At 41.4% G+C, this 21,902-nt stretch carries 23 protein-coding genes, 2 tRNA genes and 1 riboswitch; of the genes, 18 read left to right on the forward strand and 7 right to left on the reverse strand.

Features of this window, described 5'->3' with window-relative positions:
* Positions 1-53: 53 nt before the first annotated feature.
* A complete protein-coding gene (locus MKS91_RS00840; protein WP_258568952.1) occupies positions 54-1,097 on the reverse strand; it encodes a hypothetical protein in 1,044 nt (347 codons plus the stop codon).
* A 215-nt stretch (positions 1,098-1,312) separates the two neighbouring features.
* On the opposite strand from MKS91_RS00840, the gene MKS91_RS00845 reads away from it, so the two are divergent.
* From MKS91_RS00845 to MKS91_RS00855, 3 genes are all read left to right on the forward strand, one after another.
* Positions 1,313-2,698, forward strand: a complete 1,386-nt coding sequence (locus tag MKS91_RS00845; RefSeq protein ID WP_258568953.1) for a cryptochrome/photolyase family protein — start codon at positions 1,313-1,315, stop codon at positions 2,696-2,698.
* Positions 2,695-3,582, forward strand: a complete 888-nt coding sequence (locus MKS91_RS00850; RefSeq protein WP_258568954.1) for a TIGR01777 family oxidoreductase — start codon at positions 2,695-2,697, stop codon at positions 3,580-3,582. Before MKS91_RS00845 ends, MKS91_RS00850 begins: the two co-directional genes overlap by 4 nt.
* Positions 3,583-3,747: 165 nt before the next feature.
* Positions 3,748-4,992 carry a dicarboxylate/amino acid:cation symporter gene (locus MKS91_RS00855; protein WP_258568955.1) on the forward strand — a complete coding sequence of 415 codons (1,245 nt, stop codon included), beginning with the start codon at positions 3,748-3,750 and terminating at the stop codon, positions 4,990-4,992.
* Here the strand turns inward: MKS91_RS00855 and MKS91_RS00860 are convergent.
* Both MKS91_RS00860 and MKS91_RS00865 read right to left on the reverse strand, forming a co-directional pair.
* Positions 4,989-6,287, reverse strand: a complete 1,299-nt coding sequence (locus MKS91_RS00860; RefSeq protein WP_258568956.1) for an amino acid carrier protein — start codon at positions 6,285-6,287, stop codon at positions 4,989-4,991. The two genes, MKS91_RS00855 and MKS91_RS00860, sit on opposite strands and share 4 nt — an antisense overlap.
* A gap of 24 nt (positions 6,288-6,311) precedes the next feature.
* A riboswitch (Lysine riboswitch) is annotated at positions 6,312-6,477 on the reverse strand.
* A gap of 43 nt (positions 6,478-6,520) precedes the next feature.
* Positions 6,521-6,871, reverse strand: coding sequence for a hypothetical protein (locus MKS91_RS00865; RefSeq protein ID WP_258568957.1), 351 nt, complete (start codon positions 6,869-6,871; stop codon positions 6,521-6,523).
* A 162-nt stretch (positions 6,872-7,033) separates the two neighbouring features.
* Between MKS91_RS00865 and MKS91_RS00870 the strand changes: the two genes are divergently transcribed.
* From MKS91_RS00870 to MKS91_RS00880, 3 genes are all read left to right on the forward strand, one after another.
* Positions 7,034-7,198, forward strand: a complete 165-nt coding sequence (locus tag MKS91_RS00870) for a hypothetical protein (RefSeq protein WP_258568958.1) — start codon at positions 7,034-7,036, stop codon at positions 7,196-7,198.
* A 122-nt stretch (positions 7,199-7,320) separates the two neighbouring features.
* Entirely contained in the window at positions 7,321-8,886 is a 1,566-nt protein-coding gene (locus tag MKS91_RS00875) for a DEAD/DEAH box helicase (RefSeq protein ID WP_258568959.1), read from the forward strand.
* Between the two features lie 56 nt (positions 8,887-8,942).
* On the forward strand, positions 8,943-9,155 hold the full coding sequence (locus MKS91_RS00880) for a hypothetical protein (RefSeq protein ID WP_258568960.1): 213 nt from the start codon (positions 8,943-8,945) through the stop codon (positions 9,153-9,155).
* On the opposite strand, the gene trmB is transcribed toward MKS91_RS00880, so the two are convergent.
* Positions 9,127-9,756: a tRNA (guanosine(46)-N7)-methyltransferase TrmB gene (gene trmB / locus MKS91_RS00885; RefSeq protein WP_258568961.1), complete on the reverse strand. Its 630-nt coding sequence runs from the start codon at positions 9,754-9,756 to the stop codon at positions 9,127-9,129. The two genes, MKS91_RS00880 and trmB, sit on opposite strands and share 29 nt — an antisense overlap.
* A 123-nt stretch (positions 9,757-9,879) precedes the next feature.
* Here trmB and MKS91_RS00890 point away from each other — a divergent pair, with 123 nt between their 5' ends.
* The 12 genes from MKS91_RS00890 to MKS91_RS00945 all read left to right on the forward strand — a co-directional run bounded on the left by MKS91_RS00890 (position 9,880) and on the right by MKS91_RS00945 (position 18,697).
* Positions 9,880-10,323: a hypothetical protein gene (locus MKS91_RS00890; protein WP_258568962.1), complete on the forward strand. Its 444-nt coding sequence runs from the start codon at positions 9,880-9,882 to the stop codon at positions 10,321-10,323.
* Between the two features lie 130 nt (positions 10,324-10,453).
* Complete coding sequence (locus MKS91_RS00895) at positions 10,454-10,744, forward strand: HU family DNA-binding protein (protein WP_258568963.1); 291 nt, start codon at positions 10,454-10,456, stop codon at positions 10,742-10,744.
* Between the two features lie 61 nt (positions 10,745-10,805).
* Positions 10,806-10,878 (forward strand) — tRNA-Val (locus MKS91_RS00900).
* Positions 10,879-10,890: 12 nt separating this feature from the next.
* Positions 10,891-10,967 (forward strand) — tRNA-Asp (locus MKS91_RS00905).
* A gap of 27 nt (positions 10,968-10,994) precedes the next feature.
* Positions 10,995-12,662, forward strand: coding sequence for a hypothetical protein (locus MKS91_RS00910; protein ID WP_258568964.1), 1,668 nt, complete (start codon positions 10,995-10,997; stop codon positions 12,660-12,662).
* Positions 12,649-13,110 (forward strand): L,D-transpeptidase, encoded by a 462-nt coding sequence (locus tag MKS91_RS00915; RefSeq protein WP_258569131.1) that lies wholly within the window; start codon positions 12,649-12,651, stop codon positions 13,108-13,110. The genes MKS91_RS00910 and MKS91_RS00915 overlap by 14 nt, the downstream gene beginning before the upstream one ends.
* Before the next feature lie 72 nt (positions 13,111-13,182).
* A complete protein-coding gene (locus tag MKS91_RS00920; RefSeq protein ID WP_258568965.1) occupies positions 13,183-13,875 on the forward strand; it encodes a hypothetical protein in 693 nt (230 codons plus the stop codon).
* A gap of 86 nt (positions 13,876-13,961) precedes the next feature.
* Positions 13,962-14,390, forward strand: a complete 429-nt coding sequence (locus MKS91_RS00925) for a helix-turn-helix domain-containing protein (protein WP_258568966.1) — start codon at positions 13,962-13,964, stop codon at positions 14,388-14,390.
* Positions 14,383-15,633, forward strand: a complete 1,251-nt coding sequence (gene hisS / locus MKS91_RS00930) for a histidine--tRNA ligase (protein WP_258568967.1) — start codon at positions 14,383-14,385, stop codon at positions 15,631-15,633. Before MKS91_RS00925 ends, hisS begins: the two co-directional genes overlap by 8 nt.
* Complete coding sequence (locus MKS91_RS00935; protein WP_258568968.1) at positions 15,623-16,213, forward strand: tetratricopeptide repeat protein; 591 nt, start codon at positions 15,623-15,625, stop codon at positions 16,211-16,213. Before hisS ends, MKS91_RS00935 begins: the two co-directional genes overlap by 11 nt.
* Positions 16,210-17,526 (forward strand): ribosome biogenesis GTPase Der, encoded by a 1,317-nt coding sequence (der, locus tag MKS91_RS00940; protein ID WP_258568969.1) that lies wholly within the window; start codon positions 16,210-16,212, stop codon positions 17,524-17,526. The genes MKS91_RS00935 and der overlap by 4 nt, the downstream gene beginning before the upstream one ends.
* A 61-nt stretch (positions 17,527-17,587) precedes the next feature.
* Entirely contained in the window at positions 17,588-18,697 is a 1,110-nt protein-coding gene (locus MKS91_RS00945; RefSeq protein WP_258568970.1) for a hypothetical protein, read from the forward strand.
* Here MKS91_RS00945 and MKS91_RS00950 read toward each other — a convergent pair.
* Genes MKS91_RS00950 through sucC form a run of 3 tightly spaced genes read right to left on the reverse strand, consistent with a single transcriptional unit; the run spans position 18,683 to position 21,901 of the window.
* Positions 18,683-19,873: a hypothetical protein gene (locus MKS91_RS00950; RefSeq protein ID WP_258568971.1), complete on the reverse strand. Its 1,191-nt coding sequence runs from the start codon at positions 19,871-19,873 to the stop codon at positions 18,683-18,685. The two genes, MKS91_RS00945 and MKS91_RS00950, sit on opposite strands and share 15 nt — an antisense overlap.
* Positions 19,870-20,736, reverse strand: a complete 867-nt coding sequence (gene sucD / locus MKS91_RS00955; RefSeq protein WP_258568972.1) for a succinate--CoA ligase subunit alpha — start codon at positions 20,734-20,736, stop codon at positions 19,870-19,872. The genes MKS91_RS00950 and sucD overlap by 4 nt, the downstream gene beginning before the upstream one ends.
* 1 nt (position 20,737) lies before the next feature.
* Entirely contained in the window at positions 20,738-21,901 is a 1,164-nt protein-coding gene (gene sucC / locus MKS91_RS00960) for an ADP-forming succinate--CoA ligase subunit beta (RefSeq protein ID WP_258568973.1), read from the reverse strand.
* Position 21,902 lies beyond the last annotated feature (1 nt).

Here is a 21,902-nt window from a genome sequence, read left to right on the forward strand (position 1 = left end):
ACAAGCTGCTCGTCAAATATCGGGCATAAAGCATGTTACACCCGATATCCTATTTATAGTCCTAATGTCAAAGTAGCATCAGCCTTGACTGGAGATACCGGCGCTGAAGGCTGTGCTGCCGAAGCCCCGCCTTCGAGACTTGCTGCTGCAACAGGTACTACGACCATCTCACTTGTAACACCTTGGTAAACGAATGGACACAACCATGGATATACAATCGTTACGCTGCCCATCATAGGCAACATTGGCTTCAAATATAAATCCCACATTTTCGTCCACTCAGATTCAGCCTTATTTGGCTTTGCAAAAGTTTTATCCATATCTTTTTCTTGTGTAGGGACAATGGATTCAGGGATCAACACCATTGTGTATCCGTTACCACTTTTTTCTTCACAATAGTGTACTGACGCTACACGCCCTTGATAGGATGATGCACATGCTTTAAAACCCGTAATAAGATCCTTCCTGTCATCTATAAATATCACCATACTATCTGGCTTAGACCAAGCACCATGCATGGCAAATAATGCTGATTTGTCCATTGAGCTAACAGTCTTATAGTCCTGTGGTAGATTGGCAAATAGCGCTACCTTTAGGTCTTTTAACGCCACATTTTCACCACACAGTCTTTTCATTTCATTGCTAAAAATTGAGAGCATCACAGGTGCAGAAAACAGTTGCAGAAACTGCAACTTCATGGCCCAACTTGCAAATCCCTTATGGTGTATTGTTTTATCATGTGACTGGCCTGCTTGAAGCTTTTTGCTATTTAAGAAAGCATTACTTTGGTCTATCTTAGCATCTCTTGCGGAGCCTGAATAAATCTCTACTGCAGCCTCTGGAAGCAATGCTCCCTCTGCTCTAGTAGCAGCAATGATTGTCATCATATGGTCAAACAACGGTTTTGCAGCTTCTACTACTGACTGTGTCCACAAACTGGCTATTTGCGTAAAAACAGCGTCATCATCTAAGTTTAGCTGATCAATAGGACCTTTGAAATGCTCATGTACTTTATGTATCATGATATCTTGAACTTTATTGGTGATTAACACCCCGTCAATATCTACCAACATGCGGATTGTATTTATTATTTTCATGCTTATACTCTTTATAACGACACCTTAAAATAAAGCAAAGATGATGATTATGCAACAAAAAAAACGATTATACGCTCATCACAATGACACAGACACAAAATTTATATACCAGGAACCTCAATACATCTGATGAACGCACCCACCTCATTCCGCTCATTAGCACCTTTATTTCTATATTAGGATAGATTAGAATAGCACCATCTTGGAGTATACCTATGAACCGATCCATTGTTTTATTTCGTTTAGACTTGAGAATACAGGACAACCCTGCATTCAATGCTGCTGTAAATGACCAGATATTACCTATTTATATCCATGATACAAAAAGTCTTGGTGATTGGCCCTTGGGGCATAATAGCCAACAGTGGTTAGACAATGCATTATCGTCTTTGAATGAAACACTCAATAACCAACTGGTTATATTAGAAGGTGATACGCTATCTATTGTGAAAACACTGTGTGAAGAACACCAAATACAAAACGTGTACTGGAACAGGTGTTATGAGCCCAGCCGAATTGCTGCTGACAAAACCCTAAAAGCCTCCTTAAAAGATCTTGGGATTCATGCTGAGTCATTTAATGCTAGCTTATTATGGGAGCCTTGGACCATTCTCAATCAACAGCAAGAACCTTACAAAGTCTATACCCCTTACTACCGCAAAGGGTGCTTAAACAGCACACCACCAAGAGCGGTTGAAGCAATACAAGTTGAGCAGCTTGAGTGGATTGATTTCCCTCAAGAGAAATCCTCTCCCAAACCTATTGCACAATGGGACGTCAGTGAACAAGGTGCCATGAATGTCTTTTTAAACTTTGTTGCTGAAGGGCTCAGTGGCTACAAGAAACAACGTGACTTTCCAGCAAGACCGCATACCTCTCGATTATCACCTTACCTACACTGGGGGATGATCTCGCCCAATCAAATTTGGCATCATGTTAAAGGCCTGACAGGTATGGTTCCAGATGAAGATATTGATCATTTCTTAAGTGAATTGGGTTGGCGAGAATTTTCTTATTACCAACTGTATCACTATCCATCACTACCCACTGACAACTGGCAAAAGACATTTGATCGGTTTGAGTGGGAGGAAAGCCCGGAACAACTAGAAGCCTGGCAGATGGGCAAAACGGGTATCCCGATTATTGATGCCGCGATGCGTGAGCTTTTGAACACTGGGTATATGCATAACCGAATGCGAATGGTGGTTGCCTCTTTTCTAACCAAAAATCTATTGATCCATTGGCATGAAGGCGAGCACTGGTTTTGGGAGCATCTTTATGATGCAGACCTTGCCTCAAATAGTGCCAGCTGGCAATGGGTTGCTGGATCAGGCTTTGATGCAGCTCCTTATTTCAGAATCTTTAACTCTTTGCTACAAAGTCAAAAGTTTGATCCTGAGGGTGACTATATTCGACAGCATGTTCCAGAACTGGCTCAATTACCCACTAAGCACTTACATGCACCGTGGGAAGCGCCTGAGGCCATCTTAAAAGAAGCTGGAATTCATTTGGGATCAACCTACCCCTATCCTATTGTGGATCTTAAAACCTCCAGGAAAGAAGCACTTGAACGTTATAGTCAAATGAAGGATGCGTCATGAACATTCTAATATTTGGTGCCAGTGGCTTTATTGGTCAACACCTGGCCATGGCGCTATCTGAGCATCAGCTCACGTTGGTTTCCAGAAAGTCTGCTCGGATACAAGCATTGGCCAACCAACTGCCTCATGCCACCATTCAAACCTGGGATACCTTAGCAGATATCCCACTAGATCACATAGATATTGTCATTAACCTTTGTGGAAAATCACTATTGGGCATTTGGACCGACGCATTTAAAGATGAATTACTAAACAGTAGAGTCACCCCCTTAAACACCATTGCAACACTGTTTGGTCAGCACAATAAACCGCCACATATCATTTGTGCCAGTGGGGTGGGAATTTATGGACATCAACCTGACAATGACCATCTATTTAAAGAAAGTGACCATGCTGTCCACCCTTCCTTTCTCTCATCACTAGCCAACACCTGTGAATCGACTTTACCAGATAATCATCAAAAGCATACCTGCTACCTCCGTTTGGGTGCGGTATTAGATCTCAGTGGTGGAAGCCTCCCATTAATGTGTTTCCCACATTATTTTGGTTTGGGCGCCATTTTGGGTAAAGGCACCCAACCTTTTTCTTGGGTCTCACTTTCAGATGTGATCCAAGCATTCTTATTTGCCATCGACCAACGACTCACAGGGGCTTATAACATTGTAACACCCATAAAAACCACCCAACAGGACTTTCAAAAAGGCCTTGCCAAAGCCATGCGAAGGCCTTGCTTTATTAAGATTCCAGAGGGTATTGCCAAACACTTTGGGCAAATGTATCAAGAGCTTGTTCTCAGTGGACAACAAGTCTCTTCTGAAAAAATCCAACAACTTGGATTTCAGTTTAAAATGACCGAGATCAAGGGCCTAATCAGAAAAACTTAAATGACCGAATGTGAGCAAGGAACGTCTCTTATTTGTTTAGATGTGGGCATAACAAGCCTCTAGATCCTGAGAATAAATAGCCTTATGGACCCAAAGTCATTCGCTAGACTTATCACAGAAAATACGATAGAATATTGCTCAAATTATTGTTAATAGAGAATATTCATGTGCATATTAAAAAAAGTTAAGCCTTACACCATGGCACTTGCCATTACCGGAGGCCTCATTGCTGGTAGTGGAATATTACCAGGGCACAATATTATTTTAGGAACAGCTGACTTTATTGCAGAGCTCTTTATGAGGCTTTTAAAGCTCGTAAGCTTGCCGATTATTTTCTTATCCATTGCAACGACCATTTCGGGATTAGAGAAATACGATGATTTGAAAAAAACAGGCAGTCAGGTATTGGGTTATACCATCTCAACGACAGTCTGCGCTGCAACGATCGCTTTGCTATTGTTCTTAATCATCGACCCTGCAAATCCAAATTTGGTGAATCTAGCAACGGAAACAGCGCCCTCAGAACAAGGCATGCGTTATATTGATTATCTACTCAATGTTGTCCCATCTAATGTGATTCAAGCATTTGCTGATAATAATGTCATTGGCACCCTACTCATTGCAGTGGGGATTGGGGTCTCATCACTCTCTCTACCAGGCGATAAAAGACAAACACTTCATCAGTTATTTTCCAGTCTTTATGCCGCAGTCTTTCAAGTGACCGAATGGATACTGAAACTGGTTCCTGTGGCTATTTGGGGGTTTACTGCACAGTTTGTGCAAAGTGTTATGTCTCAATCCTTACAATTGGATACGCTTTCTTTATATTTATTCTGTGTTGTTGGGGCCAATATTCTACAAGCCATTGTTGTTTTACCACTGCTACTAAAAAGAAAGGGTCTTGACCCTATGGTTATCTTTAAGAAGATGCTTCCAGCATTACAGGTTGCCTTTTGGTCAAAGTCTTCAAGTGCCGCCCTACCCGTTGCGCTAAAGCATTTAAAGTGCAATACCGATATCGATCATAAAGTTGCTAGTATCTCCATGCCTTTGTGCATTAGTATTAATATGAATGGGTGTGCTGCATTTATTCTAACAACCGTTTTCTTTGTCTCAAAATGTCATGGGATTTTCTTCTCAGCACCAGAGATGCTGATCTGGATCTTAATTTCTACATTAACCGCTGTGGGTAATGCTGGCGTGCCAATGGGCTGTTATTTCTTGTCCTGTGCTCTTTTAAGCTCTATGGGCGTTTCATTGCAGATCATGGGGTTCATCCTACCCTTTTATGTCATGATTGATATGCTTGAAAGTGCCATTAATGTCTGGTCTGATATTTGTGTCACCCTGGCTGTGAATGCTGATAATGAAATGGCACACGATCTAGAAGCTAGCGAGATCACGGCTTAGTCTATCTGTATCTCACCGTGAAGCCGGACGATTGCATATAGATTCAATAGCAACATAATGGCCCCACAAAACTGCATGAGCAGTATTGCATGTGACTGCTCAACAAAAGAAAAGACCACAAAAGCTGCCATGGCATAAACATAATATAATTTACCACCTATATTGGGCAATAAATATACCAGACACTTTCTACCAACATGGAAGTAACTGATGATGGTTGAGTAACCGAGCAAAAAGATAAAGATCGGCATAAAGATATTCATATAAGGGAAGTATAACCCCAATGCCGTTAGTACCCACTCAGATTCTGGCAGCCCTTGGGTCCAGACCCCAGTGACCAACACCAACAACACACTCATGGTGCACACCACAAAAGTATCCAAAAAGACCCCTAGAATGGATAAATCAGCCTGCTTTGTAGGATCGCTATCCTGTGTTTCAGCACAAACCACTCCAGCATAACCAACCCCAATATCAGCGGTATAACAAGCACGTTTCATGCCCTGCGACATGGCAACCATCATGCTACTACCGGCAAAACCACCCACGGCTGCATGTCCTGTAAAAGCTGACTTAACCACCATGAATAACATACTGGGTAACATGGTGATATGATTCCCCAACACCCACAATCCCATAAAGCAATACACACCAATAAATGCCGGCATCATCACCCCACAAATTTTCCCCACTCGGCTACCGCCTCCTGTAACGGCCAAAAGAACCAGCCCTAGAAGTGTCGGTATCACAACATAATTAGGGAGATGCCAATTAATGATAAAACTATCTGAAACCACTTTAAACATATAGACCTCAGTACCATATATCGCAAGCATCATTGCAAACAACACAGAGGGGAATGGTGAGGAAAAGACTTTCTTAAAGTAATAAATAGGACCGCCATCATAACTTCCTTCTTGGTTGGCGATTCTAAATTTGACACCTAAATATATCTCTGCATATTTGACCAACATCCCAAAAAATGCGGCCACCCACATCCAAAACAGAGCGCCAGGCCCTCCCAGACGAACGGCAGTACAAACGGCTACAATGTTGGCAACCCCGATACAACCACCAATGGTCATATAAAATGCGTATAAAGGGCTAATGCCTCTAGTACCCGAATCAGGGCATGTATAGCATTCCATCAATAGAGGTGATATCCGCTTAGACCTGCGCAACTGAGCTGCTTTATAGCGGTAGGTTAATGCAACCCCCAACATAATAATTAGTGGTGATGCCAGATAGGTCCATATCTGATCATCCAGCCAGTCAAATAATGCGATAATTTCCAAAAAAGATTCCCCCTTAAATATGTCGGGGCACGTAGCACCCCACGATGTGTGAGAGCCTTATGGCTATCAACCATAAAGCCAATCAATCATACAGTAAGCCATGATTCACTTCGGCAAAAAACCCGTGACACCCACTATACTGCTTACTCAAACATGTGTGCTATCTGATTTTTGCGCCTCTATTCACTCAAGACTACCTTCAATAAATAATAAAGTCAATGAGATAGGTCCGCTTAAAGGACAATATTGGCATCAGCAATATTGTCATTTAAATCAGGATTTAGTAAATCAACATCTACGTATAATGGCCCAAAAGAAAAACTCAATACCTGTAAACATAGCCCTGCTCTACCAGGCAATATCTCTTTAGACCTACAAACATTCATAAAAGATTGTGGATCAATAGCCACAAATACCATCATCGAAACCATGGTATGCAGACGATATGGAATAACCAATCGTCCCAGTAACACCAGATAACAACAACAACATATATAAGCTGCCAATAAAGTCTCTTGCACAATGGTCTGCCGCTCAGAGGGCGATGCTACCAAGAACATCACGCTCTCTAAAAAACTACTCATTATTATTTTAAAGCGCATATTGTACTCCGGTTTTAAAGAACCATAACCTATTTTTCACCAAACTCCTACTTAAACCATACGCCCCAACCATCAACCACCTAGCAATCACTTGACAAAGACAAAAAAGATGATAAAATCAACACATTAATAATGAGAAACTCCATGGACAATGAAAACTTAAAACCCATAACCTACTTATCAAGCCCTAGGTCTGCAATATACTTTTCTTCTGTACAAACTGCTGCTCAAAAAACTGCTTTGGACACTTTGGTTCAAGTAGCAGCGCAAGAACGTGCAGCCCTCCAAGCTACAAATGGAAATAATTAGAACAATAGGTTGATTAATTTATAAAAATAATATACAATCGATCAAATAAGGGTGTCGTATATCTAAATATTTTACTATCACGATAGCCTTTTATCGGTTATACAACTAGAGTGAGACAAACAATGAGTAATTTTTTAGATTTTAATATGGCACCGTTTCTAACGGACAAACTAAGTCAACAGGACATCACAACACCAACGGAGATTCAACAACAATCTATCCCTCTAGTGTTGTCAGGTAAAGATATCTTAGGAAGTGCTGAAACAGGCAGTGGTAAAACCCTGGCTTTTGCCGCACCTATCATTCATAAACTTTATGAAAATCCTCGTGAAAAAGCTGTAATTATAGCCCCAACACGAGAGCTTGCTGAACAGATTGCACAAAACATTAAACGCCTGCTACCCCAAAAGATGTCTTTGGCACTATTGATTGGTGGCGCGCCAATGTTTAAGCAGCTACAACAATTAAAACGCCTGCCACAAATTATTATTGGGACACCTGGTCGTATGATTGATCATTTAGAGCGTGGAAAATTAGATGTACGTGATACGTCAGTACTGGTTCTTGATGAAACAGATAGAATGCTCGACATGGGCTTCTCCGAACAGATTAATCGTCTGGTTGAAGACACACCAGAAAATAGACAAACACTGCTATTCTCTGCCACCATGCCAAGATCTATTATCAAAGTTGCGAACAACTATTTATCAGAGCCTGTGCGCATTAAAGTTGGCGATACCACAAAGCCCTCTGATAATATCACCCAAAAGTTTATTAATGTTGAAAACAAAGCAAAAGCAAACACACTCTTTAAAGAATGCGAGGAAAGAGAAGGATCCATCATTGTCTTTGTACGGACCAAAATGGGTGCCGACAACTTATGCCATCAATTACAAAAGAAAGGGCTTACTGCTGATACCATTCATGGCGATCTAAGACATGGTAAGCGACAGAAAGTCATTCGTGCTTTCCACCAAAAACGTTTTAGTATATTAGTAGCAACTGATGTTGCCGCTAGAGGACTTGACATTCCTCACGTTGAACACGTCATTAACTATGATCTGCCACAGCAGCCAGAGGATTATGTTCACCGCGTAGGTAGAACTGGTCGAGGCGGAAGAACTGGTGAGTCGCTATGCATTGTCTCTCCAAGTGATCAGCATAAATTACGAGCCGTTAAGCGATTCATTGGTGGCGATGACAATACCGAAGATAGCTACAAGCGCCGTAAGCCAAGCAAATTCAAAAAAGGTAAATTTGAGCATAGAGGCCAATCATCTAGCACAAAACGTTGGGGTAGCTCAGATGAGCGCTCAAGAGACAGTAAGAAACGTTGGGGTAACTCATCAGAAGATAGCTCAAGAGACAGCAACAAACGTTGGGGTAACTCATCAGATGATCGCTCAAGAGACAGCAAGAAACGTTGGGGTAACAACTCATCAGAAGATAGCTCAAGAGACAGCAACAAACGTTGGGGGAACTCATCAGATGATCGCTCAAGAGACAGCAAGAAACGTTGGGGTAACTCATCAGACGATCGCTCAAGAGACAGTAACAAACGCTGGGGCAGATCTGAAGAAAGCCAGGGTGGACGAAAAAGTGGAAAACCTTCTATGAACAAAAAAGGCTTTGGACCATCAAAGCCCAGAAAGGTCATTAAGAAAAAAGAACCCGCTTTTGCAGAATAATTCTGTCAAAATAATTTTTTGCATTAAGACTCTAATAGAGCAATATTGGAGTCTTTATGAACTTACAGCAACTGTTATTGGCAGACATAGGGGTCATTATGGCCATACCAGGTTCTATCCTTGCGTTTAATAGCTTACTTTCTATTGGGCTGGCATGTCTTTTTACAGCGTTCCTGATCTATCTGGAGAACAAAACCTATCAAGCACTCAAGTGCCACCGTATTCAAACGCTTCCAGGCGTTAAGATGTCCGGGCAACAATATCTGTAATCGTTGACCCTGCAGCAATGGCTTTAACTGCAAACTTTGTTAACGGACGGTAAAGCGTTTCTAAACATAACGTAAAACTATCATGTGATGCCAATAATCTATTGACATCTTCTGCATATAACTCATGGTCAGTCGCAACATGCAATAGCCCACCTAAAGTCATATGCTTTGCCAAAAGAGATAAAGTCTCTGCTGATAGCAAACGGCGTTTATGATGACGTTTCTTGGGCCAAGGGTCAGGAAAGAACACCCGCACATGATCGAGACGGAGATCAGAGGTTTTATTTGACAACATCTCAATAGCATCGCCACGAAGTAATAAAATATTGTCCATATTCTCTTCTTTTGCTTGTCGGATCACACTGGCAATACCCACCTCATAGACCTCAATACCGATCCATAGCTGGTTGGGATTTTTACGTGCCACATCCAATAATGAATCCCCCATACCAAAGCCAATTTCTAATCCAATAGACTGAAAATGGGATGGCAATACTTCTGGGAGCTGCTCTCTCAGCATCCCAGAGTGTGCCGATAGATGCGTCTTCTGGCTATTTGTTAAACGGCTGTTTCTACGTACAAAACTTCGCACTTCTTTCATTATAAACCCATAAAAATAAAATATATTATACAAAAAATCATTCTTTAGCAAGCACATAACCGATTTCTACGTGACAAGATAAAATGGCATCGATATAATTGACCTGTATAAAGGAGTATACCCATGTGTTTTTTAAGATGTATGTCATTTTTTTGCTGTTGTTATTCTCGTCCTAAACCCGTATTTACCAGCCTGCCTCTCATTGATGACAGTGATAGCGAAGAGGATGTCCTTAAAGACACACCTCTAGAGTGCCAAAACCGTATCAAACCTATCGTCAAAGGTTTAATTGCTGAGGCTACCCAACAGGGGCGAAGCTCCAAAAGCCATGCAGACCTTACCTTAGGCACTTTGTTCCTCCAGCTCAATCAGAGCAATATCTCTGATTCGGAAACGTCATACCGCATTCAAATTACCTGTTTGAACAAAACGTACACAGGCACATCAAAAGTGAATTTTATCGCCGCTTACAATGCCCTGTTTTCTGCAAAAAATACATACAATATCCTTGAAGTATGGGAGGATAAAGATCCATATTCCCTACACACGACCGCTTCCAGAATGTAAATACAGTCATTTTATTTTATTGAATAAGCACAAGCTGTCTCAATAAATAATTTTATGTTCACATAATGCTTGCAGTAAACAAGCGCTCCTGGTATAAAAACAATCAGTTTAACTTAATAAAGGAAGGAATATGGAACAGTTTATAGGAAAAAGTCAGTTTTTAAAAAAGGTCAGCCAAGATTTGGGATGTTCTTTAAAGGAAGCTGAATCATTTTACGAAGCTTTCAAAAGCAACTTTTTAACTTACATTCAAGCTGGTGAAGACATTCGTCTACCTGGTTTTATCACTGCCCATGTTGGTGAGCGTGCTGCAAGAACAGGTCGTAACCCAAGAACAGGTGAAACCCTTCATATCCCAGCTAAAAAAGTTGTAAAACTTAAAGCGGGTAAAGAGCTTAAAGATTCAGCTGAAGCATCTTAATTTTAATTTAGCGTAGAAAACGCTAGACTTAGCCGTAGTTAGTGCTATAATTGCGGCAACTGGGTGCTTAGCTCAGCTGGTAGAGCGTCGCCCTTACAAGGCGAATGTCGGGGGTTCAAGTCCCTCAGCACCCATTGTTTGTATTAGGAGTGGTAGTTCAGTTGGTTAGAATACCGGCCTGTCACGCCGGGGGTCGCGGGTTCGAGTCCCGTCCACTCCGCCAACGCTAACACCTAACAGGCAGAAAACCGTGGTTACTTTTTTTAGAGAATCCAAAGCTACCAGAAAAGCCATTCTCATCTTTGTTGTGTTTTTATTTTGTGCAGGCGCTGTACTTAACGGCCAATCTACACCTACAAATAATCTTAGTGTCGGAAAAAGACACGTTAACATACAAAAGTTAAAAGCGATGAGCGAGAACATTCTGGCCCAAAACCCAGGAACGCCACCATCTATGGTCTACTCTTACTTGGTCAATATGGAGAAAAAACAGCTGCAGCGTATGGCGCATCTTGACGCTATCGGGTTAAAACCCACCTCATCAGCTATTCGCCAAAACATCAAAGAGCACCTCCCTGAGAACCTATCTATCAATGATTATTCAAAACAACAGCAGATCTCACCGGATGAGCTGGTACAACAAACATCAGACAGTCTTGTTCAACAGCAACTGACTCAAGCAATAGAAAGCTCTCACTTCATCACCCCAGATGATGCAGAAACACATCAGCAAGTTCATAATCAAGTGAGACATTATCTTGAAATTGATTTAACCCAGGCACTGATCCCTGATAATCATGCGGAATTTCAGCGCATCTATGAACAGCATGGGCAAAACCTGACGAGCCCCCCAACATATACTTACAGATATATTGACATCACCCCCGAAACATTGGCTATTGGCCTTACTTCAGAGGAAGACGTTGCAGCCTATTTCGAAACCCACAAACATCTTTATGCAGATCAAGAATTGGCCTATCAAGTCACGGAATTTTCTCCTGGAAAAGGTGACAGCGCAACGCAACAATGGCCAAAGCACATTCATGACGCGCTGCAACGATACACCATGCTATATCCTAACAATCATAGCACCCAGACACAGTATCGTATGCGACTTTCCTCTTTAACCCCGGAGGACACCCAGTTGCTTGAAACGCTTTCTGAGGGCGAAAGCAACTTCACCATAAAAGACAACACGCTCTTTATCTATACCCTCACATCCCGGTCTTTGTTAGACTCAGTATCCCCTAAGCAAAAAGAACAACTGCTACAAGACACCAAAAAATGGCAACAGCAAATAGCATTCAAGCAAACGGTAACGTCTATTGGCGAATTTGCATACACGCATCCTGAATCCATCTCAGCATTGGCAAAAAGCTTTAACCTAACCGTATACCAAACAAGCGCCAATCAGTTACATGAGAATATTGCACCGGTGATGCTAGACCCTGACATTCATCAACACCACTATCTCAGCAGTCCAATCACGCTGAGCCCTCTACACGCACAAGTGATTCAATTGGTTTCAAAAGCGCCCGAAGCGCCATTATCCTATGAAGCAGCTCTATCTGAGATACAGCGCTTATACGCACTGAATATTCTTTACCCTAGCATTATTAGCGAACTCAATGCTGCCCAGACATTAGAAGAACTCACCCAAGTGTGCCAGCAGCACCAGCTGACCATCACCCATCAATCTGCCAGCATTCATGATAGCGGTCGCTTTAGCCAAATTGAGCACTTGGTGCCCACATTGCTATCACCAAGACCCAGTACGGTTACTGAGCTAGACACCCATCCAACATGGGTTCAGCTTCAACGTATTGAATACAACCAAAAGCTTCAGCCTCAAGCTTTAAGCAACGTTGGAAGTATTGATTCAGAAACCTTCTTAACCAGTCTTGATGCACTCACTTAAGAAAAATGAGTCTTGTATTTTTATCTTAGGGCGTATTCAAGAGCTACGGCTTTGCCACCAAGGACAGATATTAAAATACCCCATATCCACAGCAAAGAGAGGCTATGGAGAACAACATAATAGCTTCAAAACCCCAAGAGGATGGCACTATGTTCGTGCAATCATTGGAAAAGAGCAGCCCATAAACACTTTTTTTAAAGCGCGAAGGCCCAGTAATCTCTCACAAGACATTTCAGGCCGCATTCTTTGGCTATGTGGCCTAGAGTCCCATAACCATACCCCCCAGCAGCACTCTATGCTGAGATATATTTACATTCACGGAACACCCAGAAAATTTTTAAAAACGCCCTCTTCCATTGGATGTATCAATATGTACAACCAAGATATTGCTGCCCTTTGCCAAAAGATCCCTCGTTACTGCAAAGTCTTCATTGATGGTGAAGAATAGTGTATCAAGTCCTTGCGTTTTGAAGCGCTTTTGATTACGATATAGTCATGTATGTTATGGAGAGCAAACATCATGTTGACGAGAATTCTATCAGCCCTATTGATTTTTTCAGCAAGCTTATGTGCCGCTGATACTCCTCGGCTCTTTTTTGGTGTGAATGTTGGTGCATCAATGATGTCAGTATCACCACCAAGAGCTTCTGATCACACAACCGTAACAGCACTTTCAGAACTACTGGGCAGTACTGACGATAACCAAGAAGGTGCTTTGCTTGAGTTTAGCTCCACATTTGATAACTTTTTAGTCATTTCGCCATCTCTTGGCATGACCTTTCCGGTTAGCAACATGCTGTTACTAGAAGGCTACGCTCGACTAGACATCAATGAAAAAGACTTTACCGTTCAAAACTCCGGTAACCCCAGCGACAAAATCGTTTCACGTATCAGCAAAGAAATTGGAATTGGTGGGTCATTAATGGTTCGAGTATCTAAACAATATGCAATTGGACCTACCGTTGAAGCCGTGATACTTTCTAATGAATCTCTGATTTTAACCAGCTCTGAGAAAAAAGATTACACCATGGTTGAAATTGGCATTCAATCAACCTATAGAATGCATGACTATCTTACTTTGGGCATATCATGCAACACAGCACTTGATCAGAATTTTACTGTCAAGTCAACCGCCTCTAGCAACGATAAAAACCTAAATCTCTCTTACAAAGTTGCTAAAGCCGCAATTTCTTTACGTATAACGCCTATTTAATCTAGATCACCATGGAATATCGGCGGGGTTCTTGAATAGTCGGCAAAAAAAATATATTATAGAATACCGTTAAAATGTAGTTATTTATGGCTAAGAACAATACCCCAGTGGGGCAAGAGCTCGCACACACACGTGATCTTCTCTCACTATCCGTGCAGGAAGTGATGAGTATTCTAAAAATGAAGGAATCAACCATTCAGATGTTGGAAAAAGATTTGTATCCTAGTCAGAATATAGATGTATTTACCAAAGCACACTTGGTATCCTACTGCAAAGTATTAAATATTAATGCCCAGACCATGATCAATAAGCTTGAAGCCAAGGGGTATAACTTCCCATCTGCCAAAACCGTTAAGGAACAGCCCGAGCTCTCTAAAAGTTATGGCCGTAAAAAGCAGACTATTGCGCTTGGAATCTTCATCATCTACATGGGGATGTACTTGATGTCTAAGCCTGCTGAAACCGTGGAGCATACCATAGCAAGCCCCCTAACCAGTGAGGTTCTTTATGAGTAATAAATATCAATGTTTACGAGGCATGCGAGACTTGTCTTTAGAGCAATCAGGGAGAATATCATATATTGAGCGAACCTTAGAACGTATTGCGCAACAGTACGGCTACGCCAATATCCAGTTCCCTATTCTGGAAGAAGCTACGTTGTTTCAAAAAAGTATTGGTATTGAAACGGATATTGTCGGCCAAGAAATGTATACCTTTCAAGACAAAAATGATCAACTTATTTCACTGAGGCCCGAAGGAACAGCAGGGTGCCTCAGAGCTTGCCTGGCCAATGGCATGATCCAACGTCAAAAGCAAAAGGTCTATTACCAAGGCCCTATGTTTCGTAGAGAAAGGCCGCAGCGTGGACGCTTTCGTCAATTTCAGCACTTTGGCATAGAGGTATATGGTTATCCTTCTGGAGGGATTGATGCTGAGCTGATACTAATGTCACATCAAATGTGGCAGTCCTTGGGACTGAATCATATCCAATTACATGTCAACTACCTGGGCTCCCCTGCATCTAGAGTCGCGTATCGAGATACCCTACAAGCCTACTGGAAAGAACATACTTCTGAGCTAACTGAAGATGAACGCCAACGTGCTGAGAACAACCCTTTAAGACTCCTGGATAGTAAAAACCCCAGTATACAATCATTGATTGACCATGCCCCGTCTATTACCGAAAGTTTGAGTGATGATGAGAAACAATGCTATCAAAAAATATTGGATATGCTCTCACGTCATCACATTTCTTATATTGAATCCAAAAAGCTTGTTAGAGGCTTGGATTATTATAGTGACTTTATCTTTGAATGGATCAGTGATGATCTTGGATCACAAAGTACCATTTGTGGTGGCGGACGTTATGACCCACTGGTTGCCGCTATGGGACATGATATCCCCGCCATAGGCTTTGCTGCTGGTGTTGATCGCATCGAAGAAATCATGCCTAAAATCTTCTCTGACATGCCAAAAATTCTTTTTTGTGCTGCAGATGAATCACTCCTTACCCGTCTTGAAAGACTCCAACAAGCCAGATCAAACAACATCATTTTGGATATCGACTATAGCGCTGGAAAACTCAAAAACAAAATGAAAACAGCTCAGCATAAAGCATTTGACTATATTGCCTATCTTCAAGAAGATGACCAAATCAAGGTTATCCACTTTACCAAAGATGAATCACACCACTTTAATATCAGTGAATTTAATCAGTGGTGTCAATCACTGGCCACAGGAGACCATTATGCAAGTTGACCAAACAGCTGAACTGTATTATCAATCACTACTAAAGCGATATGGTAAATCTATTTTAAGTGTTGCAGCCGCCATTGTTTTATTTGGTTGTATCTGGGAGCTAAAAGCTGGCTATGATGATAGACAGCAAAAAGCCGTTCAAGCTGATTTTGAGCAATATTTGGCTCAAGCTGATACCGCGATAGTATTACGCCAGCAAGAACAAAACCCTCAGCTAATACAAACCCAACTCATGAGCCTTTTGGAAGCCAAAAGATCCTTTGACCAAGAAAACTACTCTACAACAGAGGAACATCTCACTTATGTGATCAATCATGCGACTCAACCAGCAATGATGACAATTGCCGCGCAAAGGCTGTCATCATTATATCGTCATTTAGGGGATCCTAGCAAAGCAACCCAAGTATTAAAAACCCAACCGCATGAATCCGCTTACTCCAAGTTTTTAGAAGCCATGGCTGCAGATAAACACTCTGTTGAACGAATGAATCTTCTCAATGAAGCACTGGCACTAGCGCCCAGCCCTTACACCAAGCAACTGATTTCAGTGGCACACTATAATAATATCGAGACATCATGAACACACCAATTGTGGCACTCATTGGCCAACCCAACGTCGGAAAATCTAGTTTTTTCAACCTTCTCGCAGGAAAACGCTCTGCTATTGTTAGTGCAAAAGCTGGCGTGACTCGAGACCGTCAGTTTTCAAAGATCCAACTGGATAACGTCCCTTTATGGTTGGTTGATACTGCCGGCCTGTCACGCCACCAAGACAAGCTCTCAAGTGCCATGTACGAACAGAGTAGAATGGCTGCAGCACAAGCTGACTTGGTTATATTAATGACTGATGGCTCTACCATGTGCCAAAGTGAAGATATTGAGCTGGCACGTTTTATCCAAAAAAGCAAAACGAAGGTCCTTTTGGCTGTTAACAAACATGACCTTGCAGACCCTAATGACCTGGAAACTTACCGAAAAATTGGCATGAAAGAAATATTTTCTATTTCGTGTATGAACAAACACGGCATTGATGCGCTTAAATCTGCCATATTGGAAAACATTACCCATGTAGAAGAAGAGATTCAAACCGACACCCCCATTGTTTCAATAGTTGGGAAACCCAATGCAGGGAAATCCACGTTAAGCAACCACTACGCAAAAGAAGACCGGTGTATTGTGTCCAAAATTCCTGGAACAACTCGAGATGCGATTGCTATTGACCTTGAGCATAATAAAACACCTTACCGATTGATTGATACTGCAGGAATGCGAAAAAAAGCACGTATTCATGAAGAAATTGAGCAATACGCAACATCAACTACCCTTCGAGCCATTGATGAAGCACATACTGTCATTCACCTCATTGATGCGACAGAACATATTGCTCGACAAGACTTCCGTATTATTCATCTATGTTTAGATATGGGGAAGGCTGTTGTCATTGGCGTTAATAAAATTGATTGTTTAAGTAAAAGTGCGAAAGCATTATTCAAAAAAGACTTATCCATTGCTCTAAAACATTTGAAACAAGTCCCGATTGTAGAGTTATCTGCCACTCAAGGAAAAAACACCTATCAGCTAATGACGCAAGCGATTACCCTTGCCAAAGGCATGAATAGAACCTTTAACACCTCGATGTTAACACGTGTTTTAGAAAAACTTGTGAAAAGAACCCCTCCTCCAACAAGACTAGGACGCCCTATTCAGTTGCGTATGGCGCATACGTCAAAGCAGTACCCTTTGCAAATTACCATTAGAGGAAAACGAACGTCCTATTTACCCAAATCTTATATCCGTTATCTAACCAATGGTTTCTTGCAAGAGCTGCAACTAACTGGCCGCCACATCCATTTGGTTCTTGAATCGGATCATAACCCCTTTGCCCCGGAATAAATTATGGTGCATTGAAAATTTAAATACTGTAATATAAGGCTTGGTGATAAAGGAGTCTATCATGAAAGAATTAAACGATGCATTTATTGAAATTTTAAAGAAATTAGAAACAGTTGACAGCCCTAAAGTGGATAAATTCTTCGAACAGAACAAGGATAAGATGGCTGATTTTTGGCACCTTACTTACCACTGTATCCGAGGAAACAAACAACATGTGGACGATATTATTACAAAACATGGCCCCTGCATGTTGCTAGAAAAGCAACAAAGCTTTTGTCCACTATTTATGTTAATCCAATTTAATACACCCGGATCTGATCATTTTGAAATCTTCGAAAAGTACATTGATGAGATATTCAAGCGTAAACCAGAAGCCATTTATGATCGCTACTTATGGTTATATCGTGCATGCATTTTCTGTAATCAGCTAGAGATCTTTAAAATTTTACTAAATCATGATGAAGAAGGCACACTGTTGGCTATTCACATGCAAGACCTATTCATTAGAACCCGAGAAAGACGTGAGGTTCAAGATACATTTACCGACCGCTCTCCAGAAATATTCTCATTCATGCTTCAGAATGAACTCGTTCAAGAACGAATCCACCGTATACATCGCTTTAAAGCCATGGCCAATGCCACCATACGTGACTATGTCAAGAAATACCTCGCGCAAAACCTTGATGTGGTTTACACAAAATTAAGTAGCATTCGTTATACGGAATGTAATATGGATAGCATATTCCATGAAAAAGACACCCTTATTACAGCATTTGCCAACTGGAATCCTCAGTCTTTAACCCCAAATTATCTTGCAACGGCATTAAAAAAGATCCCTTGCCATATTCATTTATTGGCCAAAATGAAAACCTCAATTTTCCCTTATATCGAATCCCAACTGATCCTATGCTATGTCTCTCGTGCCATGGCAACAACCCAAAAACCTTGCCTCACCGTCAATAAAGAATTTCACCTTGTCACTAAAAAAGTCAGGTCTGGTGATCTCGTCTTTACACCAAAAGTACTCATTTGGTTCCCAAAAACATCAAAAGTACAGATAAAAGAACCCAGTCAAAACCTGACCGACAAATACGTCAATGCCTTGAGAACCACCTGGGGAGGACCTTCTCTTGTCCCTGGCTACTTAAGAGTGCTATTAGAGTGCTATTAAACTAGGTATTCTTTCATGCTCATCCTTAAAACCATCCTGGGCACAATAGAGATATAGTTGATGTGGCAAATACAGTACTGTCGAACATAGCTTCCTTGAGGATAATACAATCTTATGAGTTGGTAATGTTAGCCTATGACACGCCAAATCAAAACCATGTTTTAGCACCCCCAAATCTAAACCATACAAGAATGCTAACAGACCATAAGCCAACAACGGAATCGCTTGATGCGTGAGCTCATAAAGAAAGAAAATAGCCCAAACCCCCAAAAGTATGTTGACATTATAAAATAAGTTAATAAAACCTTCTGCGTCACAAGTCAGAGCATTAGCATGATCCAACAGCCACTGAACGCCTAGAATCCGTACCATATTCCCTAATAAGATAAGTTGGTAAATACCAACTGCGACCAAAAAATAATTGCTCATGAACGGATACAGCAACCTCAATAAATTTAAGGATACCATGCCTATCAATAAAGCCAGTGTATCCTTCCGGTAATGATAGCCGCCATTAAAGAATTGCATATAATCATATAACTTTAAAATCACTTGTGTGATCATAGATGTCAGTGGATAAACACATAGTGGTAACCCGAAACACAGCATAACAAACTGGTAATAAGGCAACGCAAAGCAGGCAAAAATATTTAAAACCGCCATGATCACTAACTTCATTTGCACAACATTAATCTGTCCCCACTTTCGCAAAATACCTTGAGATGACACATGTGCTTGGCTTCTAAAGCGTATATCTAATACAAAACCCAAACTATAACTACATAACATCAATAAATATAATGCCAGATACTGCGTATAATGAAGCAATGGCGCAGGAAAAAGGATCACGGAAAATAAGAAATAAAATTTGAAATTATAGGGTAAATGGCTATCGACCCAGCACTTGACATTTTGGAGAAATTTTTGAAAGGTCACCAACACTTCAAATAAGTATTTGCCAAGCTTTTCTATGGTATCAGATACAGCAGAGACCTTTTCTGGTAGTTTCTTTTTGATCTGAGAAATCACTGTAAAACCCAGAACTTCTTGTAACGACACAAGTGCTATCACACGAAACAGTAAATACTGCCATACCAAAACAGACTGAGGCAACAGCGCATAAAATACTAAAAAAGCACTGGCATTAGTAAGATACTTCAGTGCAAATTTATTCATAAGACCTCTTCTATCCCAAACCCTAATAAATCCGGGGATGGAACCACATTAACCCCCGCTGCTAATAACGCTTTAGACTTACCCTCAGCAGTTCCTTTATTTCCTGAGATAATGGCGCCTGCATGCCCCATCCTCTTACCTTTAGGTGCCGTAATCCCAGCAATATAGGCAACAACAGGTTTGGTGACGTTGGATTGAATATACTCAGCAGCCAACTCTTCTGCATCGCCTCCAATCTCACCAACCAAAATAATCGCTTCTGTTTCAGGATCTGCTTCGAAGCGTCCCAAGATATCAATAAAGCTTGACCCTGGTATCGGATCGCCACCAATCCCGACACAGGTACTTTGTCCAAAGCCCAGTTGTGTTGTTTGATGCACCGCCTCATACGTTAATGTGCCAGAACGGGATACAATACCCACCCGACCACGCTGATGAATCTCACCCGGCATAATCCCCATCTTACACTCATCAGGGGTGATAATCCCTGGGCAATTTGGACCAATAAGACACAACCCCTTATCATCAACCAACTTTTTGACCTTTATCATATCATGAACTGGAAGACCTTCGGTAATGCAAACAATTAATGGAATATTGGCATCCACCGCTTCTAATATTGAGTCCTGACAAAATGGTGCTGGGACATAAATAATGGTTGCATCTGCGCCTGTTTCAGAAACCGCTTCTTTCACCGTATTATAAACAGGTAACCCCAAATGCGTCATACCACCTTTCCCCGGTGTCACACCACCGACCATATTGGTTCCATAAGCAATTGATTGTTCACAGTGTGCTGTTGCCTGCCCTCCGGTAAATCCTTGGCAAATGACCTTTGTCTCCTTATTAACCAATATACTCATGTTATTTTCTCCTCATTAGTTTAACGGCTTTTTCTGCTGCTTGTTTGAAGTCAGAGATGGCAACAATATCAAACTCACTGTTACTAAGTAACGTATTACCCGCTTCCGCTTTATTCCCCACTAGTCGCACCACCAAAGGCTTGTCTAAACCCAATAGATCAATGGCATTGAGTATCCCCTCAGCAATCAGATCACAACGAACAATCCCTCCGAATATATTCACAAAAATCACTTTGACGTTGTCATCACTACCAATCAACTTAAATGCTTCAGTGACACGCTCTTCTGTCGCCGTCCCACCCACATCCAAAAAATTCGCTGGTGAGGCGCCACAGACCTTAATCATATCCATTGTTGCCATGGCAAGACCGGCACCATTGACCATACAACCGATCTCCCCCTCAAGTGCAATATAACTGAGATCAAACTTCGCAGCGGTGACTTCTTTTTCATCCTCTTGACTATAGTCTCTAAGTTCAGCAAGTTCTTTATGACGAAATAATGCATTGTCATCCAAATTTACTTTCGCATCCAAACAAATAAAATGACCCTCTCGATCAATCACCAAAGGATTGATTTCTAACATCGTCATATCAGAGGAGATAAAGGCTTGAAACAATTTGTTCAACAATGTGCAAAACGGCCGTATCATTGCTGGCGCAAATCCCATTGCAAAACCAAGTTCTCTTGCCTGAAAGCCCTCTAATGTGCCATGGGTAATGGTAATATAATGAATTCTCTCTGGGGTTTTCTCTGCAACAGACTCAATATCTACCCCTCCTTCAGTTGATGCCATTAATTTAATTGATTTAGACCCCCTATCAACCAAAAAGGCCAAATACAACTCTTGATCAATATCTGTCAGTGACTCAATCAACAGTTGATTGACAGGCAAACCTTCAGAGGTTGTCTGATAGGTAACCAACCGAGTTCCTAATAACGCTTTGATCGCAGACTCAAAAGAAGCTTGGTTATCAACCAACTTGACACCACCAGCCTTTCCTCGCCCTCCAGTCAATACTTGGGCCTTTACCACTACGCCCTGCCCCCCTAACGCTTTGTAAGCTGGAATGGCTTCATCAATTCTACTGATCGCAATGCCTTCTGGAACCGCAACACCATATTGTTTTAATAACCCCTTTGATTGGTACTCATGTAAATCCATA

The organism is Candidatus Synchoanobacter obligatus (genome assembly GCF_024259865.1).
GTDB lineage: Bacteria > Pseudomonadota > Gammaproteobacteria > Comchoanobacterales > Comchoanobacteraceae > Synchoanobacter > Synchoanobacter obligatus.